The organism is Providencia sp. PROV141 (genome assembly GCF_028481645.1).
Lineage (GTDB): Bacteria > Pseudomonadota > Gammaproteobacteria > Enterobacterales > Enterobacteriaceae > Providencia > Providencia rettgeri.
Genome location: NZ_JAMPPR010000006.1, coordinates 142498 through 161164, shown reverse-complemented (window position 1 = coordinate 161164; position 18667 = coordinate 142498). Strand labels below are relative to the sequence as shown.

The 18667-nt window shown below is 39.4% G+C and carries 19 protein-coding genes; 11 read left to right on the top strand and 8 right to left on the bottom strand.

Translation table 11 applies throughout. The features are described from left to right. Positions 1-13: 13 nt before the first annotated feature. The 10 genes from PSF09_RS04900 (at position 14) to PSF09_RS04855 (ending at position 7354) form a co-directional block, all read left to right on the top strand. Positions 14-595 carry a fimbrial protein gene (locus PSF09_RS04900; protein ID WP_210838756.1) on the top strand — a complete coding sequence of 194 codons (582 nt, stop codon included), beginning with the start codon at positions 14-16 and terminating at the stop codon, positions 593-595. After that, a complete protein-coding gene (locus PSF09_RS04895) occupies positions 588-1142 on the top strand; it encodes a fimbrial protein (protein WP_042845557.1) in 555 nt (184 codons plus the stop codon). Before PSF09_RS04900 ends, PSF09_RS04895 begins: the two co-directional genes overlap by 8 nt. Positions 1143-1152: 10 nt before the next feature. Then, positions 1153-1638 carry a fimbrial protein gene (locus PSF09_RS04890; RefSeq protein WP_042845556.1) on the top strand — a complete coding sequence of 162 codons (486 nt, stop codon included), beginning with the start codon at positions 1153-1155 and terminating at the stop codon, positions 1636-1638. Next, positions 1638-2168 carry a fimbrial protein gene (locus tag PSF09_RS04885; protein ID WP_042845555.1) on the top strand — a complete coding sequence of 177 codons (531 nt, stop codon included), beginning with the start codon at positions 1638-1640 and terminating at the stop codon, positions 2166-2168. Before PSF09_RS04890 ends, PSF09_RS04885 begins: the two co-directional genes overlap by 1 nt. 15 nt (positions 2169-2183) lie before the next feature. Continuing rightward, complete coding sequence (locus tag PSF09_RS04880; protein WP_210838758.1) at positions 2184-3026, top strand: MrpH family fimbial adhesin; 843 nt, start codon at positions 2184-2186, stop codon at positions 3024-3026. Positions 3027-3040: 14 nt separating this feature from the next. Continuing rightward, positions 3041-3310, top strand: a complete 270-nt coding sequence (locus PSF09_RS04875) for a helix-turn-helix domain-containing protein (RefSeq protein ID WP_210838760.1) — start codon at positions 3041-3043, stop codon at positions 3308-3310. Between the two features lie 379 nt (positions 3311-3689). Beyond that, positions 3690-4658 (top strand): siderophore ABC transporter substrate-binding protein, encoded by a 969-nt coding sequence (locus PSF09_RS04870; RefSeq protein WP_272664445.1) that lies wholly within the window; start codon positions 3690-3692, stop codon positions 4656-4658. A gap of 3 nt (positions 4659-4661) precedes the next feature. Next, complete coding sequence (locus PSF09_RS04865) at positions 4662-5624, top strand: ABC transporter permease (RefSeq protein ID WP_004907840.1); 963 nt, start codon at positions 4662-4664, stop codon at positions 5622-5624. Next, positions 5611-6594 carry an iron chelate uptake ABC transporter family permease subunit gene (locus PSF09_RS04860; protein ID WP_210838764.1) on the top strand — a complete coding sequence of 328 codons (984 nt, stop codon included), beginning with the start codon at positions 5611-5613 and terminating at the stop codon, positions 6592-6594. Before PSF09_RS04865 ends, PSF09_RS04860 begins: the two co-directional genes overlap by 14 nt. Before the next feature lies 1 nt (position 6595). Beyond that, positions 6596-7354, top strand: a complete 759-nt coding sequence (locus PSF09_RS04855; RefSeq protein WP_102138091.1) for an iron ABC transporter ATP-binding protein — start codon at positions 6596-6598, stop codon at positions 7352-7354. A gap of 305 nt (positions 7355-7659) precedes the next feature. Here PSF09_RS04855 and PSF09_RS04850 read toward each other — a convergent pair whose 3' ends face one another. The 8 genes from PSF09_RS04850 to PSF09_RS04815 form a co-directional block, all read right to left on the bottom strand. Next, positions 7660-9123 carry a hypothetical protein gene (locus PSF09_RS04850; protein WP_210838766.1) on the bottom strand — a complete coding sequence of 488 codons (1464 nt, stop codon included), beginning with the start codon at positions 9121-9123 and terminating at the stop codon, positions 7660-7662. Positions 9124-9162: 39 nt separating this feature from the next. After that, the gene (locus tag PSF09_RS04845; protein WP_210838768.1) at positions 9163-10731 is read right to left on the bottom strand and encodes an SLC13 family permease; all 1569 of its coding nucleotides are present in this window, start codon (positions 10729-10731) and stop codon (positions 9163-9165) included. A 90-nt stretch (positions 10732-10821) separates the two neighbouring features. Further along, on the bottom strand, positions 10822-11454 hold the full coding sequence (locus PSF09_RS04840) for a hypothetical protein (protein ID WP_210838770.1): 633 nt from the start codon (positions 11452-11454) through the stop codon (positions 10822-10824). A gap of 10 nt (positions 11455-11464) precedes the next feature. Further along, positions 11465-11935 (bottom strand): CYTH domain-containing protein, encoded by a 471-nt coding sequence (locus PSF09_RS04835; protein WP_272664443.1) that lies wholly within the window; start codon positions 11933-11935, stop codon positions 11465-11467. Between the two features lie 164 nt (positions 11936-12099). After that, positions 12100-13071, bottom strand: coding sequence for a LysR family transcriptional regulator (locus PSF09_RS04830; RefSeq protein ID WP_210838774.1), 972 nt, complete (start codon positions 13069-13071; stop codon positions 12100-12102). A 242-nt stretch (positions 13072-13313) separates the two neighbouring features. Beyond that, positions 13314-13814 (bottom strand): RidA family protein, encoded by a 501-nt coding sequence (locus PSF09_RS04825; protein ID WP_272664442.1) that lies wholly within the window; start codon positions 13812-13814, stop codon positions 13314-13316. 123 nt (positions 13815-13937) lie between these two features. Continuing rightward, positions 13938-15356, bottom strand: coding sequence for an NAD(P)/FAD-dependent oxidoreductase (locus tag PSF09_RS04820; protein ID WP_272664441.1), 1419 nt, complete (start codon positions 15354-15356; stop codon positions 13938-13940). Between the two features lie 908 nt (positions 15357-16264). Beyond that, entirely contained in the window at positions 16265-16927 is a 663-nt protein-coding gene (locus tag PSF09_RS04815; protein ID WP_272664440.1) for a DUF1028 domain-containing protein, read from the bottom strand. A 163-nt stretch (positions 16928-17090) separates the two neighbouring features. Between PSF09_RS04815 and PSF09_RS04810 the strand changes: the two genes are divergently transcribed. Next, positions 17091-18650 (top strand): ABC transporter substrate-binding protein, encoded by a 1560-nt coding sequence (locus PSF09_RS04810; RefSeq protein WP_272664439.1) that lies wholly within the window; start codon positions 17091-17093, stop codon positions 18648-18650. Positions 18651-18667: the final 17 nt, after the last annotated feature.

Genomic DNA, 18667 nt, shown 5'->3' with positions numbered 1-18667 from the left:
CGGGGAATAACGTATGAAAAGGACTCTCCTGTTCAGCACTATCTTATTCGGTTTAGTTCCAGTGTTCACCTTTGGAGCAGACAGTTGGGATATTGATGGATTACACGGAACATTGACAGTAAATGGCATGATGACCGAAGCACCTTGTACGATGGATGTGACTAATTCAATGCGCCAAGAAGTGTCTCTAGGGGAGATCCCTTCTTATTCACTCCGTAAACCGGGTGATAGAGCTGAGCCAGTTTCATTCGAATTAGAATTTAGACATTGCATTCGCACGGAAAGCCGAATGAAAGACACGAGAACGGGTCGAGCGCTTTGGGATGCAATGCAACCAGTGATAACTGTCTCTTTTGTTGCTGTATCAGATCAGCATTTTCCAGAAATGTTAAGTGTAAAAGGCGTCTCCGGCTTGGCGTTAGAAGTGACAGATGCACAACGAGAAGACATCAGGCTAGGAAGCCGAGGTCGTCCTCAATTTCTCGATGCACCGCAGGGAACTCTTCAATATTTTGTTACACCAGTGAGAACTCCCGAAAAACTGACGGAAGGAAGTTTCAGCGCCGTAATGGACTTTAAGGTGGATTATGAGTGATTTAAATAAGCAGCGGTACCTGCTGGCATCTTGTCTCGCTGGACTATTTTTTACATCGGTTTCTTATGCCGGATTACCCGATTCGCGTATTAGCCCATCGGGAAATACACGGGCGACAATCACGCCGGGTATGATAACTGTACCGATTAAAGGGGTTGTTTTGGCTCCACCGCCTTGCAAAATCAACGGCGGGAATATCATTAAAGTCAATTTTGATGAAATCATGAGTACGCGAATTGACGGTAACGCTTATTCAAAACCTATAAATTACAATATTAATTGTGAGAAAAGACCAACATCACAAATGAAAATGACGTTGGTTGGTGTTCCTGCATCTTTTGATAACGGTGCAATTGAAACAGATCTTCCGGGTTTAGGAATTGCTTTTCGTTATAACGGAAGCAAGCTTCGATTAAACCAAGAAATCAAGTTTGTTTACCCAAATGCGCCTCAGTTTGAAGCCATACCTGTTCGTGATTTATCCACAACATTAACAAAGGGTGGGGTTTTTCATGCAGGCGTCACTATCAAACTTGATTATCAGTGAGGGAAAAATAATGCAAAGAATAATGAAAAGACTTCCTCTGATAATGAGTTTGTTAGTTATACCTAGCAGTGCCGTGATGGCAAATGATGTGGAGTTTACGGGAACCTTACTAATTCCACCGCCTTGCACTGTTTTTGAAGATAAAGTCCACGTTATCGAATACAAAGATATTGGTTTACATAAGATTGATGGTGTCAGATTTACGAAACCTATTAATTACGCTTTGAAGTGTGAAGACAACTTAAAAGGTTGGGACTTAATGCTAACTATCAAAGGGACTGCAACAGATTTTGATAAGTCGGCACTGGAAACTAATTTCCGAGATCTTGGCATGCGTATTACCCAAAATGGTTTAGGTTTTGAAATCAATAAACCATTAAAAATTACCTATGGGCAACCGCCTGTTTTAGAGGTTGTTCCTGTCAAGCGATTGGGAGTTACGTTGCCTGAAGGAGGCTTTACTGCAACAGGGACATTGCTAGCGGAGTACCAATAATGAACAAACTAATTCAATGTGCAGTAGCAGGAGCCTTACTTATTAACTTTAATGCTGCTTTTGCTGTGCCTGATAATTTAAGAGTTATCGGTAATTTAGTAGAGGAACCTTGCACTATTTTACCGGGTGATGAAAACATTCCGATGGATTTTTTTGATACACCGGAGAAAAACTTTTATGCCTATGGTGAAACCCCGCCTAAAGAGTTTGTGATTAAGTTGTCTGACTGTGACACGACAATAGGCAAATTTGTGGAAGTCACCTTTTCAGGAACGCCTAATCTAGCACTGCCTGGTTTTTTAGCATTATCAACGAGTAGTGTTGCATCCGGTTTCGCGGTGGGGCTACAAAATTCAGATAAAACACCACTGGCGATTGAACAGAAAGGCTCGAAGCTAACGCTACAAGATGGTACTAACCAGTTGCGGTTCTACGCCTATTTAAAAGGTGAACCGGATGCTATTGCTGATAAGACAATAAAAGTAGGGCCTTACAGTGCTGTAGCAACATTTAAATTAGATTATGAATAATAAGGCTGAACTAATATGAAAGTTTTTTTATCGCTCTTGTTTGGTGCAGTCATGTTGTCATCTACTGCATCCGCCTCTATTTTTTCTTATATCACGGAATCAAGACCCGGTAATAACCCAAATAATGGGGATGCAGACTATAAGTATGTTATTGCTCGCTGGGACCCTGAATTGCCAACTACGTATAATCCTTGCTTTGGGTGGTCGAAGTGCTATCTCACCATAAGCCATAAGCATACCGCTAGTGGAACACCGGGGGCGGCAACTGTCGAGTTGGCCGAAATTTCTAAGTATCGATACATGCGTGACATTCAGAATATACCCGGTGTTTTGGCAAGGGCGACAGCTCCAGCAACACAGTGGGCAGTTCATACCGGAGTTAGGCTGCAAAATAACCAAGAGTGCGTGGGGCTGTTTTACCAAGATCATACTGGGGTTACAAGTAGAGGTGGGTTAATTCCCGGCTCATTATGTGGTATTGCGCCTCCACCGATTGGAGCTTGTAAGATCAACAATACGATCCCAGATATCAACTTTGGCCCAATTAGCGAAGCAGAACTTGCTGGCCAATCAAAACAAGTGAACATCAGTGTGACATGTAACTTAGCAATGGATGTTTTGGTGATTGCCACAGGTGTTAACGTGACAAATGGCCGTGTAAATTTACGGGCAGATAATAGCTTATATGCGAATTTGTATTTAGGTGGGAACGATACCCCAGGGGAAAATGGTTACAAAATCCATGTACCTGCTGGTGGAACAAATTCGGTCACCCTGAAAGCAGTATTAGGTACCAATGGCCGAGTTCAAGCCGGTCAATTTGAAGGTGCCGCAGCTCTTATTTTAACTGTGCCTTAATAAATGGTGAAAATATGTATTCAGAAAACGGCAGTGAAAAAATCCATTATATGGTAGGTCAGAGGATCTTAGAAAAACGTAGAGAACTGGGATATACAGGGTTTCAGTTAGCTCAGTTGTTAGGTGTTAGTCAGCAACAAATCTCTCGTTATGAAAGAGGCAAAATCAAAATTGATTTGTTTCATTTATTTAAACTCTCATTTTTGATGGGCACACCGATTGATTGGTTCCTTGAAGATATTAGTTCTCAGCTCAGTGAAAATGGGCGACTGGATGATATGTAATAATGAGCATTTAAATGGGCGTTAATGGTAAATAGGTTGAGATGATGACTTTATGTCGCCTGCTGTAATAAAAGTAGTTATGCAAACAAGTACAGTCGAAAGCTCAACCTATTTATTCTACTGAATGAAGTGTCATCACACGCTGCCAAATCACGTTTTTATTCAATTTTCCTCGCTTTTTATATTTTCCTTTTCTTTTAAAACATTAAAACTCATGGATTCAACGTATTAAATTGATGTTTTTGTGCGTTGTGACAACTTTTCGGTGAATGCAAATGCAAACTAATATCATTTGCGCTTATTTGCGTGTAATATACGCTAAATTGTGAATCACAAAATTTAATCATCAGTACTTTTATCGATGGACGGAGGACATTAGATGTTTGCAAAATCATTAGTTTCGGGTATTGCTTTGTTATCTGCGTTAGTATTAGCCGGTTGTGATAACGCGAAAGACACGACAGAAACAACTCAAGTTGCAGAAAAACAAACTATTACGATAGAACATGCCCAAGGCAAAACCGAAATTCCTCGTCACCCTCAAAAAGTCATTGTGATGAACATGGAAACACTGGACATCATGGATGCACTGGGAGCCCCAGTTGCAGGCGTTCCACAAACCAACGTTCGCTTCCCTGAATTCTTAACGAAATATAGTGGTTCTGAATACGTTAATGGCGGGACATTATTTGAACCTGCTTATGAAACATTAAGTAATGCTAAACCTGACCTGATTTTAGGTGGAAGCCGTGCTCGTGACGCCTATGACAAACTCAGTGGTGTTGCGCCAACAATTTCATTAGACATTGATAACAAAAACTTTATTGGTAGCTTAACTGAACGTACTAATGAACTTGGTGCATTGTTTGGTAAAGAAGAACAAGCCAAAAAACTGATTGCTGACTTCAATACCAAAATTGACGGTATCAAAGCTAAAGCGCCTACTGCGGGTAAAGCGATGGTGATCTTAGTCAGTGGTGGTAAAATCTCCGCATACGGTCCAGGTTCTCGTTTCGGCTTTATCTTTGATGTATTAGGTTTTGAACCTGCTTATGTGTTTGAAGAAAACACCGGTCGCCACGGTAATATCGTGAATGCCGAGTTACTGGTAAAATTAAACCCTGACTGGTTATTTGTTATCGACCGTGATAGCGCAATTGGTAAATCTGATGCACAGCCAGCGGCTGAAGTATTAGATAACGCATTAGTGAGAAAAACCGCCGCGTGGGAAAAAGGCCAAATTACTTACCTAGACCCAACTGCTGTATACATTGCGGGTGGGATTCAAACTTACTCTAAGTTAATGGACGATATCAATACAGCATTAGAGAAGAGCCAAGCAAAATAACCAATGAAAACGCTTTATCTTTTTTGTGGAATTATCGCGTTATTGGTTTTAGCGGTATTAAGCTTGTTTATTGGAGCGGGTGACGTATCACCCGTTTCGCTTTTCACCGACCCAGAGATGCAAGACATCTTTTTTATTAGCCGAATTCCCCGAACCGTCTCCTTGATTTTAGCAGGTAGCGCCATGAGCGTTGCTGGGCTAATTATGCAATTACTAACACAAAACCGCTTTGTTGAACCTTCTCTTGCAGGGACAACCCAGTCAGCCAGTTTAGGTTTATTGGTCGTTATGGTGCTTTTCCCAGCAGCAAGTATTATGACTAAGATGGTGGTCGCTAGCGGTTTTGCACTTCTTGGCACCATGTTGTTTATGGTGCTATTGCGTCGTGTAATTTTAAAATCCGCCCTGATAGTCCCCTTAGTAGGGATTATGTTGGGTGCAGTGATTAGCGCATTAACCATTTTTACTGCTTATTATTTCGACTTATTACAATCACTTGGTGCATGGATGAGCGGTGACTTTTCTAGCATCATTCAAGGCCGATATGAACTATTGTGGTTAGTAGGAATATTAACGTTAATTGCTTGCTGGATTGCCGATAGCTTTACGGTTGCCGGTATGGGACGTGAGTTTTCAATTAATGTTGGCCTAAATTATCGCAAAGTGATGACCATCGGTTTATCGATTATCGCTTTAATCAGCGGTGTAGTAGTCGTGGTGGTCGGGGCATTACCTTTCCTAGGCTTAATTATTCCAAATCTCGTGAGCTTAGTGATGGGAGATAACATACGTAAAACCATCCCATGGATTTGTATCGCTGGCGGTGGCTTAGTTTTACTGTGTGACATTATTGGGCGCTTAATTCGCTATCCATTTGAAATCCCTGCAAGTGTGATTTTAGGTGTTGTTGGCGCGGTGATTTTTTTATATTTATTGTTGAAGCAACAACGTTATGCAAAAAGTTAATACATCAATAGCGTTGCCTAAGAAAAGGGTAACGCCGTTGCAAAGAATATGGATACTACTGGCATTGTCATTGTTATCCATTATTCTTTATATGACGGTCAATTTGGGCAGTAACCTTGCCTACATTTTGCCGCATCGAGGCTATATTGTTCTCACGATGATCGTGGTGGCTTTCGCTGCTGGGGTTTCAACAGTTCTCTTTCAAACCATTGCTAATAATAAGATACTGACCCCATCTATCATGGGGTTAGAAGCATTATTTATATTATTACAAACCATTTTTGTCTTCTATACCGATAGCTTTCCATCCTCTTGGTTATTGAATATTGGTAAATTTTTATTAGAGTCCACATTACTTGTGCTGTTCTCTGTTCTGCTTTATCGCTGGTTATTTGTGTCAGTTAAAATGAATATCAACCTAGTATTGATGGTAGGTATCATTCTTGGCACATTATTTCGCAGTGTGGCGACATTACTACAGCGTTTAATGGACCCCAATGAATTTTCTATTTTACAAAGCCGGATGTTTGCAACCTTCACGAAGGGGACTCCCGAACTGATTATATTTACACTGCTGATTACAGCTGTGGTGGGTATCTTATTATGGCGCATGCGCTATTGTTTTGATGTTATCGCGTTAGGGCAAGCCAATGCGGTGAACTTAGGGATCAATTATCGCCAACAAGTCACTGTTATTTTGTTACTTATTTCAATCTTGGTTGCCGTTTCTACGGCACTGGTTGGCCCTTTAACATTCTTAGGCTTGATGGTCGCGAACTTAGCTTATTTAGTGGCTGGCAGTAGCCAGCACCGCTATTTGCTCCCCGTTTCCTTTCTACTTGGTGTCATTGCGCTGATTGGTGGCCAGTTGATTCTTGAGTATGGTCTAAATATGGCGGGAACATTATCAGTCGTTATCGAGTTTGTCGGCGGAATTTTCTTTATTTATATGGTGTTAAGAAGGTTTTAGTATGATTGAAATTAGTCAGATATCGAAAAGTTATCAGGATACTAAAGTCTTAGATAACGTGACAACAACAATTAAAAATAGCGGTATTACCTCAATCATCGGGCCTAATGGTGCAGGTAAATCAACACTGCTGTCGATTATTGGGCGTTTGTTACAGCCCGATGACGGCGGTTATGTCAAAGTGAATGAACTCGATGTCTCAACAACACCCAGTGATAAATTAGCAAAATGTTTATCGGTTTTGCGTCAAGAGAACCAATTTGCGAGTCGATTAACCGTTGAGGAACTGGTTGGTTTTGGGCGTTACCCATACACGAAAGGCCGTTTAACCATTGATGATAAAAAGAAAATTGATGAGTCACTCTCTTTTCTTAATTTATCAGATTTGCGTCACCGTTATTTAGATGAATTATCGGGTGGCCAACGACAACGAGCTTATGTTGCAATGGTTTTATGTCAAGATACAGAATATGTTTTACTTGATGAACCGTTGAATAATCTCGATATGAAGCATGCAGTGATTATGATGAAATTACTGCGTAAAGCAGCTGATGAGCTGGGTAAAACGATTATTTTAGTCATCCATGATATTAACTTTGCATCAGTTTATTCTGACTACATTGTTGCACTGAGAAATGGGCGTCTGTCTTATCACGGTAAACCAGAAGAGATCATGAAATCTGAAATTATTGAGGATATTTTTGATACGCCAGTGGATATTAAGCGGGTGGATGATCAGTATATTGCTCTTTACTACTAAATTTTCGTCATCCTTCGCACTGTAGCGGTGTTGGCTTCGTTTAGCTACTCGGGTCACATACCTTTGTATGCTCCCCGAGATATCTTCTCTTGCCGCCTTGCTACAGTTCGAATGATTTAGAAAATTAAATTGTTGTCATCCTTCGAGCTGTAGTGGTGTTGGCTACGTTCAGCTACTCGGGTCACATACCTTTGTATGCTCCCCGAGATATCTTCTCTTGCCACCTTGCTACAGTTCGAATGATTTAGAAAATTATAGTGAATTAGAATATTTTTCTTGGAAAGAAAATAGAAAAAACAAAACATTTACGGTGAAATTTCAATATCTTCATCGGTTGTCAGTAAATCTAGTGACTGCAATACTTCTAAACGCTTTATCCCATCGGCATTCACTACTAAACGAGCCAGCTCATTATAGGTTTTTTTGTTAATTGTGACGCGACGACAAAGGTAAATGTGATACACCTTTTCACCAATAATTGCAGGCTCATCATCATTCACAGTGAGTTCTTCATAGCTAATATCAATATATTTTAGGAAATCCGAAATATTAAAACGCGTAATATCTGCGATTGATGATTGGTTTTTTTCAAACACGGATTGGCGGTTATGTAGCAATACATCTTTACGGTAATACAGGATATCTTCCATTCGCTGGACGTTAACTAAATTGACCCAATGAGATTTTTGCCGCATTTCACGGATATCCGGCGAAAGCATATTTTCATTAATAAAACGAAAAGACTCTTTACAAATACCGACTGGTGCTTTCACTCCTTCGCGGTAAATGCGTAATTGTCGGTCGGGGATCCATTTTTGAAATAGGCGATACAACTGCTCTCGGCCCACTTCTTTCAGCCTATCTTTGAAGATATAGCCGATGACCATAGCCAAAAATAAGTTGGCACTCAAAGCTCCATACTTTCCTTGCCAGAAAAAGGCGATAACCGTAGCGAAAAGCATTGAAATTGCAGCGGCAATACCATAAATAGAGTGTAATAGCAGGGGAAGTCCCCGCTTGTGGCGAATTTCTAAATAGAGATAGCGATTAATATATTTTTTCAATAAATTACGGCGATATGTGACTAATTCAGCATCCGTTTCATCACTAGGAAAACAATCAGGGTATTGTTTCTTCAGATAACGCATTTCTTGATACCAAAAATGACGTATTTCTTCACGTAACGGCATTTGCTTATCCGCTAATAAATCACGTAAGTAATTCATGGTGTAATACGTCATAAATTCGTCACAATAAGAAAAGGCATTGGAATGGATGGCTTCTTCAATTTTGGTTGACTGTGTTGCTAATTCACGATAAGTACAGAGACATTTTGCGATGTTTGCCATGAACTCAGCTAAGTATTCAGGCGTTTGCCGTTGGGGATTTTGGCTTACCATTTTAACATTCAAACGAACGGTTCTTTTGAAGGTTAAAGCATAGCGCTTTAGCCTATTTTCATACTCGTCTAATGAAGGTAAGTTTTGTGGCGTACATTGCTGTAGCCACTGTTTTAGTTCATCTAATGCCCCGTTTTCATCAGCCAGTGATGATAATTTTACGGTCGGTGGGCGCAGCCGAATATAGTTTTTTAGGCTGCGCTGGAGGTTTGATGCTGTGTAGAGGTCTGGGTTAATCTGTAATGATGAAGGCAAAAAGAAAAAGGTCTCTACTTGGTAACGGATCTCTTTAGACTTACGTGGAAACAACACTTTTTGTTTGATTTCAAACTGTTTTTTTCCATGGATCTTGAGAGATTCTTTAATCATATTTTCCTTCACACTGTTCTTTTGGCCAATATTCTATCTTTACCAAAGATAACTATTAAATCCCATGAGTGGCATAACGTAATGTGTCCATAGTATTAGTAGTATCCAGATAAGGATGAGTTGAATCATACCATATTTAAATGAGTCACCGGTTGAATATTGGTCAGTCAAATAGCTTATATTGGCGGGTTTAGAGTTAAAATAGAGAACATAAACTTGGTTAATCATAAATGCCATGGGTAAACAGAAGCCAACTAAATCCCAGTTATATCGTTGAGCAATAGCAATAATAATAGGGAATAAAATAATTGTACGTGCTGTTTTACTTTCACTAATCAATGTGGTGAGTGCAAATACTGCGCTTAATACAGCGAAAACAAGCAGTTTTCCAGCACCTTGAGGGTCTATGTTCCAATGGTCAAAGGCTTTGTGGACATAAAGGCCGACAATATCAGTCTGGTCCATCATACCGCCTAATACATAAGCACCAAAACTAAACATTAACATGTGCCATGGAATATCAGCATCATTCCATTTCATGACACCCATTGCTGGCAGCCGTGAAAAAGAGGGCATCAGTACAATACAAGCACCTGCTAATGCGACAACTTCAGCACGTAAACCTGTCCATTTACCTGTGGACCATAATAGTAAAACAAGAATAAATACGACCCCTGCTTTAATTTCACTGATTTTGACTTTACCTAATGCATTATATTCCGAGCGTAAGCGGTCCATGCCACCTTCGAGTTTCGGTGTTTTTTCTTCATCTGTAATCCTAAAAATAAACCGAGTTCCAGTCCACCATGCGACTAAACATTGAATGACAGCCAATGGGAATAGTGCAATAAACCAATCTTGATAAGTGACTAATGCACCTGCTTTTTCTAGCATTGCTGCTGCTAATAAATTGGCCGCAGAACCTGTTAAGAATGCGCTAGCGGAGACATTATTAGCCAGCAAGTTAAGGAGCACCATATTACGGCCAACATTGTTACGCTGAGCACCACCAGTGGCACCGTAGATAGCCGAAATTACCATAAATAATGGCAGTAGTAGTGCCGTTTTTGCCGAGGTTGCACTAATAAATGCACCAAAAATCAAGTTTAATGCCACAAAGCATAGGAATAACATGGTTAAATGATTTTTAGTTTTGAGTACTAGCATGAGTGAAATACGTTTTGCCAAACCTGTCGTAACTAATGCGCTCGCTAGGATAAAGCTGGCAATATTTAGAATCATGACGGGTTCACCCAGCATCGCGAAGGCTGGGCGCATTTTCATCACACCAGTAATGATAACGACAACAACGACAATTAATGACGTGAGATAATTTGGAATAGCTTCAGTGAGCCATAAAATCAGTGAAGCAACAAAAATTCCCATTGCACTATAGCAATGAGCTGCGGGAACTTTTGTTTGTGCTTCAAATACATCGATTGTCCCACACCATTGTAATTCGAAAAATAGAAATGAGAGAATAGCTAAAGGTACACCAATGAGTTTGAGATTTTGCATTAGTGCGCCAGCTTTGATATCACGGAATTTTTCTAATGAATAATTACGCATATCAAGTGGGTCAAAGCTTGGCTTACTATTTGCTGACATACATATCTCCTTTTATTATTATCATTCAAGGGTCGGTGTTATTTGACTCGACCCATATAGATGAACAACGATATGCATTACATAAAAGAGTTACATGCCAACAACACGCTTGGCGGCTTTCAAATAATTTGTGTTAGGCAATTTATTGATACCTAAGGCATTAACGACGGCTTGCATTTTTTCGTAATCTTCACTTTCACAACAAGCGGTTTCCATTAGTGCCCCATTGAACCAAACGCGTGCAAACTCACAAATAATGCCATCGACCATAAAGCCATAGCGCATTTTTTCAACGGTGACTGCATTGAGACAAGGGTGTTGGCGTACAATAGCTTTGAATTCCTCTATTTCATAGCTGTCTTTATCGAGAGGAATATCAACTTCAAGGTGAGATAAAATAATATTTAATTCTTCTTTTTTTACTGGAAATTGGAATTTGCCTCTCGGTTGGAATATTTCATAGCCCTCTTTTGTTTCACCAACTTTAACTTTAATATCTAATAATCCATCACGTACTTTTACATTGGCATCATTGGTTTTTTCAGATAAAAAATAGGTTTCTATTGGCATTTTTCGCGCAGCGTATAAGGTTGCTTTGACATCCCAAATTTTGGCTTCTATTTCGTTAATAAGGTCATGTCCAAATATTCTAAATTCTGCTCGAGGTACTATTTTACTCGCATCTTCTTCTGATATCGCAATATTTTTAGTTAATGTATTCATAAAATTCCCCTTATTTTTTCCATGTGGTATAAGGATTAGCAACAAGATTAGAATTAAAATATTTGGGGTCTGAAGATATTTCGTCGCCTACCCAGTCAGGTTTGTTAAAGAATTGATTTTCATCGCTAAGCTCGACTTCAGCAACGATTAGTCCCTCGTTAACACCAAAAAATTCATCTACCTCCCAAATTAAGCCATTGAAAGGGATTTTATAACGTTTCTTGTCGATAATAGGTTGTTCTGCTAATTGCGTCAGCATAGCAACACAATCAGCATGGGGAATTTCATATTCATATTCAGATCGAGTAATACCGACGGTAATTCCTTTAATTGTTAAGAAGGCTTTATCATCGATAGTTCTTATTCTAACGGTTCGTTCTTTCTGACTATTTAAATAACCTTGGGTGTAACGAACACCATTGGCTAATTCTCTCCATGAATCACCCGATACTAAAAATTTACGTTCAATTTCTTTAGCCATTATGATTACTCCTGAGAAGAACAAAGTGGTTAAGTTTTATTATTAACCATGAGTTTTATTTAAAACCATCTTTGCACATTCATAGAAGAACCAAAAATCAGCAAGTTGTATGCGTAATATAAGTAAATATTATAGTTGCTTATCTGTTGTATAATTGATGCAATTTAGATATTTTCGGTATGAATAAGTTGCTCTATATCACTATTTAATGATATTTCGTCAGATATTTCGCGCAATAACATAATAAATTGAAAAGCAGCTGCGGAAAGCGAACGATTAGTTTGGTAAGTTAAATAATAATCTGCATCAACATCAAAGGCATTAATTTGTAGCTGGATCAATTTTCCTACACTAATATCATCGCTAACACTTAAATAAGGTAACGCGGTAATCCCAAAACCACTTGCGACTAATCTTTTTGTCGCCTCTAAATTAGTGACAGTAATAATAGGGGGAGGGGAATCATGGAGTGCAATATGTGCTTTTAGCCAATCTTCAATTTTAGCTCGGGTGCGTGTTCCCCTTTCCCTCATCACGAGAGAAGCGTTTGTGAACTCTTCGATTGTTAATGGGCGCTGAAGTTGTAGAAGTGGAGAATTGGGGCCAACAACGGCGATATAGGGCTCCCGGTGTAAGAATACTTGGTTTACATTCGGCACAATAGGAACTCGGCCTGCTAAACCAATTTCTGCTTCTTGTTCTGCTACCCAATCCATCACTTGCTGTGAATTGCCAATTTTTATTTTTATATGAATCAGCGGATAGCGAGTATTAAATTGTTTTAGGATATCTGGCAAATAATAACTGCCCATAACAGCGGTTGCGGCAATTGTTAGCGTACCAGTTTGTAATAAATTTAAATCTTGAAAGACATGCTCTATCTCATCAAATAATGAAAATAATCTTTTGGTATAGCTATAGAGTACTTTTCCTTCACTGGTTAAGGTGATTTTTTTTCGGGAACGGTCAAATAAAGCAACCCGTAGAGAATTTTCTAAACCTTGGATTTGTTGGCTAACAGCTGGTTGGCTCAAAAATAAAATATGTGCTGCTTGAGTAAAGCTACCACTTTTAGCCACGTAATGAAAAGTTTTAAGATGGTCTAAATTCATTCGACTGACAGTATTGTGAGTCATTTTTGTTTACCCGCGATGTCATATTTTTCAGCTCTGATTTGTTCTTTGAAATTATAAGTAGGTGTGAATCGGTTGCACAGAAAATGAGTGATAATTTGTGACCGCGCAGAGGATAGGGGGATAAATAATAGCGGTAGCGTGAAGTAATGTATCAAAAAAAGAATAGAATAGGATTATTAGGGGGAAATATAACGAGGCATAATGATTATGCCCCATTATTGATTATTCTTCGTTAGAAGAACTTATTTTTTTGCAGCAGGGCGTACCGCTGTCACTTCGATTTCTACTCTCCAAGCTGGGTTAGCCAGTTTAGCGACTTGGAAGGTAGAACGAGCTGGCAGATTAGTGACTTTTTCAGACTCATAGAACTTGTTGTAACCAGCCATAAAGCCAGCGAAGTCCATAGTACCTTGAGTTTCTTCACCACCAACTAAGAATACTTGCATTTTAACAACGTCATTCATCGTCAAGCCCATACCTTCGAGGTTAGCTTGGATTTGTTTTAATACGTTGATTGTTTGTGCTTCGGTATTACCATAAGACTCTAAAACGCCTTCTTTCGCGTCTGCAGAGATTTTAGAAGGGACTTTTCCGCTGAGGAAAATGAGGTTGCCCGCATTGATTTCTACTGATTCAGAGATAGGGAATCCTTTCACTGGAACGCGTTTAACATCATCGGCTGCATTCGCACTTGCTACACCTAAAATCAAAGGCAGAGAAAGCAATAAAGTTTTATAGCGCATGTAAACTCCTTAACATTATCAAAGTAAATAGGATCTATTAGTTTTATCAAAAATTAAACTTTCATTTAACTTTAAACTATTCGCTAATAGATCCACAGTAAAAATCGCTATTTTTCCTGTTTTTTAGCTAAAACGGGAAAGTTTATACGGCGTAGGGTCGATAAATGGTGTTTCGCCCATTAATAATTCCGCCGTTAATCGACCAGATGCTGGGCTCTCAGTCATACCCCAACCTGTTGCGGTATTGATGACTAAGCCTGGGTACTGCTCGACTGTTGAAATAATTGGAATTTCATCATCTGTTGGTGCAACGGTACCACCCCAACGTTCAACCACTTTAGACTCTTTAAATACTGGGAATTCTTTTCTCAGTCTTTCCAGAACGCCATCTAAGTGTTCGTTGTTTGGTGTATTAGTTGCAGTACGGAACTCTTCGAAAGGTGTTTTCTCGTCTAAGTTCCAAGACGTTGCCATCATGAATGAGTTAAATAAGTCTTTACCAAGAGAGAACTCTAATGGTAATTCACCACCGCCTAATACGTGTAGGAATCTTGGTCCTAACAGGAAGCTATCTTTAACGATAGAGCTGGTAAAGATACGTGGTGCAACCGCGTAGGTACCATCAGCTTGTTCACGGAAGTGAATACCGTTAGGTAAGTGGACGTTACCTTTTGGTGCGCCTGGTACGCCACTGATGCGTTGTTGTGATAGGTAAACGTTCAATGTTGGAACGTCAATACCTAAGTTACCCATGAACAGACGCGACCAAATACCCCCCGTCAGAACAACACGAGAAGTTTTGATTGCACCTTTTTCAGTGACAACATCAGAAATTTTACCGCCAGCAGTTTCAATACCACGTACTGCACAATTGGTGTAGATACGAATACCAATTGATTTTGCGTAGTTAGCCATTGCTGGTGTGACGGTTTCTGGGTCAAGACTACCAGAGTCTTCTTCAAATCCACCAATTTTCCATGGGGTTTGAGCATCAACCAGACGATTTGCCAGTTCAGTCCCTTCAATCATACGGGTACGTAGTGGGGTATCGAAGCCTGGGTTTTCAGATGCAGATTTAATCCACGCTCTTGAAATTTCTAAATCTTCTTCGCTTGAAGGTACTTCAACGCGGCCTTGAACACGGTAGCTGGTATCTGCACCGATTTTTTCGTTCATGCCAAGCCATTGAATTTTCCCGTAATGGTGTAAAGGGAAAATCGCTGGAGAAGTCTTATAACTGATGATTTGGCTATATGCACGGCCTGATTGCTCACCACCGACAACACCTTTTTCACAGATAACAACATTAAGACCTTTTTCAGCAAGGTTAATTGCAGTCATGATCCCTTGAAGGCCAGCACCGATGATGACTGCATCTGCAGACTCTGGTAATTTGCCTTCTGTGCCAGCAACAGCTGGTACACGTGATTTAGTCGATTCAAAACGACCTTCACGATTGATCATAGGAACAACCGCAGCACCCCCTGCTAAAACACCAGCAGCACCAACCCCTAATAATAGCTTTCTTCTCGAGATTTTCATCTATAACCTCAATAACAATCTTGTTTTTTATATAGTAAATAATTTCAAATTGAGATGATGATCTTATCATATATTTCATATTTATTAAGTATGGGTGACATTTGTTAATAAAGTTGAGTGAATGATTCGTGGAAGTAAATTGGTATTGTCAGTGTTGTAAAGGGTTTGTCGGAGATTATGCTGTTTTTCTAATTTATGATTTATTATTTTTTATAAGTAACTGTCATGAAAAGTGTACGGGTGTAAACATGATAATTTCAGTTAAGGGCAATAATTACTGAGCGGATCAAAGAGAGAGGTTAATATTTCACCATAGATGAAAATGCTGAATATCCCTTAGGTGATAAAATCAGAAAATAAATATATCAATGAAGTTTTAATGACTTTATTGGGCTATTTTTTGTTCATTTTATTATTAACTATTCATTTGGTAAGACCTGCTGCATCTAATATTACCTGGATAGTCTGTATAAATATTATTCGTTATATAATCTGAAAGTGATTATTTTAACCTTTTGATAAAATTGATTATTTTATTTTTTATGTAGCAGTTAAATAGCAAGAAATAACCTGGGTTTTATTAAGGTTAATTAATGTAAGCATTTATGCGATATAGCCAGATAAATTCAAGGAGATAGGTATTTTTCATTACTTTTAATGTTGTTAAAAAATAACCATTTATTTTTTGATGGCTATCAAAGATAAAAATTAATCGAATGTATAACAAGAATAGATAATTAAGATTACGTAATGAATGACAATTTAAATAATAAGCTAAACTAACGTAAAAAATAAAAAATACAGAGTTATTCATGCAGTTAATTGAAATTTAACGAATGGCTTTTTTATTTCCAGGTACATATCATTCAATTATTTTACTTTATTAGTCGATATGCACCATCATGAGTTCAATTACGAGTGATATATTCATTTCCTGTAGGAATTTGTGCAAAAAAATCAGCATAATCTTCGGAACGAACCTGTTGAAGAATGATGAACAGCGCTGATAGTGGTGCTTCTGACCAGTCACTACGAATATCAATGTCTGGATATTGTCGATTATTCCAGACTTTTAATGCAGCGGAACGGATCCCTCGGTAGTCACCACCTTTATCTGCACCTGCTTGCATGGCGATAAGTAATCGATCAGCCAGAGCTTGATGTGAGTTGTTATGGTAGCTCTGATAAATGGCATTCAGGACTTGCTCTCCAACTAACATATTTCCAGCAATGGCTAAGTTAGGCTCCGATAAACTTCCGCACCAAGGTAAGCAATTTTGGCCGGTCCAATCAGCTGTACCTCCATGATTATCAAGAATAATCAGCTGTCGTTGCTTCCGTTCAATATCTTGCGTTACAAGGTAGTCTAAGCTGTTATTTGCATTATGGCCTTGTTGCAAATATTCAATACCTGTTAAGCCTGCAATTGGATTTGTCATTGCTTGAGTGGCGATGGCTCCCGTTTGGCTTTTACCATGTAAGACTAATGCTCCAACCGCAGGACCACCTGTTGCGGTCGCTGCACCTATTTTTCCTGTTAATGGGCAACGCGCCACAATTGAAAATGTCATTTTACACCTCATAAATTAGACCTTGATCAAATTTATCATTATAAATTCTTGCTTGAAATATAATTTATCATCATAAATAAAGAAAAAGATAAAATTATTAACAAAATTGACACAAATCACACTTCACAATCATATAGCAATGTCAGCACTCGGGGAGGAGCGAATGAATATGCGTTTATGTAGATGGATAGCCAGTCTTTGGCTTTTATGCTTTATTTCGCTACCGACATTGGCGGTGAACCACCCAAATGTCTTGTTATTAGGGCAAGTTGCAGAACCGCAATCATTAGACCCGCAAGTCGCAACCGCTGCGAATGATTCCCGAATTTTGGTTAACTTGTACGAAGGATTAGTTCGCAATGCTGATGGCACATTAACGCTTGAACCTGCTTTAGCTCAATCATGGTCTATTAGTGATGATGGCCTCACATACACTTTCCACTTACGTGAAAATATAAAGTTTCATGATGGTAGCCCCTTCAACGCAGATGCAGTCAAATTCACGTTTGAACGAATGTTGGATAACCAGCACCCGTATTACCATACAGGGCCATTCCCATTATCGTTTTTTTTCTCTGCCATAGACAAAATTACAACCCCGAATGACAAGACTGTGGTTTTTACCTTAAAAGAACCATTTGCCCCGTTTTTATCAAACTTAGCCACGCCCGCAGGGCTGATTGTTTCGCCCACAGCAGTAAAGCAATATGACAAAGACTTTAGCCGCCATCCCAGCGGAACAGGCCCCTTTAAATTTGATGAGTGGACGGCAAACCAAAGGGTTGTCGTATCTGCTAATGAAGACTATTGGGATGGTAAACCCGGTTTAAAACATGTTGTTTTTCGGCCGATTACTGACGCCAATACCCGGGTAGCCGAAATGTTATCAGGGGGGATTGATGCCATGGTTGAAGTCCCTGCTGATAATGTTCCGTTATTTGTTAATGACAACCGCTTCCATGTTTATGAAGCGGTAGGACCTCATGTTTGGTATGCCATGCTCAATGCATCTCAGCCACCGTTTGATGATGTGCGTGTAAGGCAAGCAGTTAACTACGCGGTAAATAAAGAAAATATTGTGAAATATATTCTTCAGGATTCCGCAGGAGTGGCACAAGGACCGATTCCATCGGCTTTCGATTGGGCATTTGATAAAGAAACCAAAGCTTACCCTTATGACCCTGAAAAAGCCCGCCAATTGATAGCAGAAGCGGGGGCTCAAGGGCAAAAAATTATTTTTTATGTCACCGAAGGGGGCTCAGGGATGTTAGACCCGATTCCCATGGCCACCGCCATTCAAGCTGACCTGAAAGCGGTTGGCTTAGTTGTCGAAATTCAAACCTTTGAGTGGAATACCTACCTATCCAAGGTCAATGCAGGCCTCAAACAAGCGCATATGGCCGAAATGGCGTGGATGACGAATGACCCAGATACCTTACCTTTTTTAACCTTGCATAGCGCTTCTTGGCCGGATAAAGGTGGATTTAACTCCGGTTATTACAGTAACAAGCAACTGGATGAATTGTTAGATAAAGCGCGGGTCACGAATAACCTCGAGGAGCGCGCTCAATTATATCGACAAGTTCAAAAAATTGTTCATCAAGATGCGCCTTGGTTGTTTGTGGCGAATTGGAAGCAAAATGCGGTTGCTAATGAGCATGTTAAATATTTCAAATTGCAGCCTAATTTTAACTTATTACTTAAAGACGTTCGTAAAGATTGATTAATGTGAATTGGTTA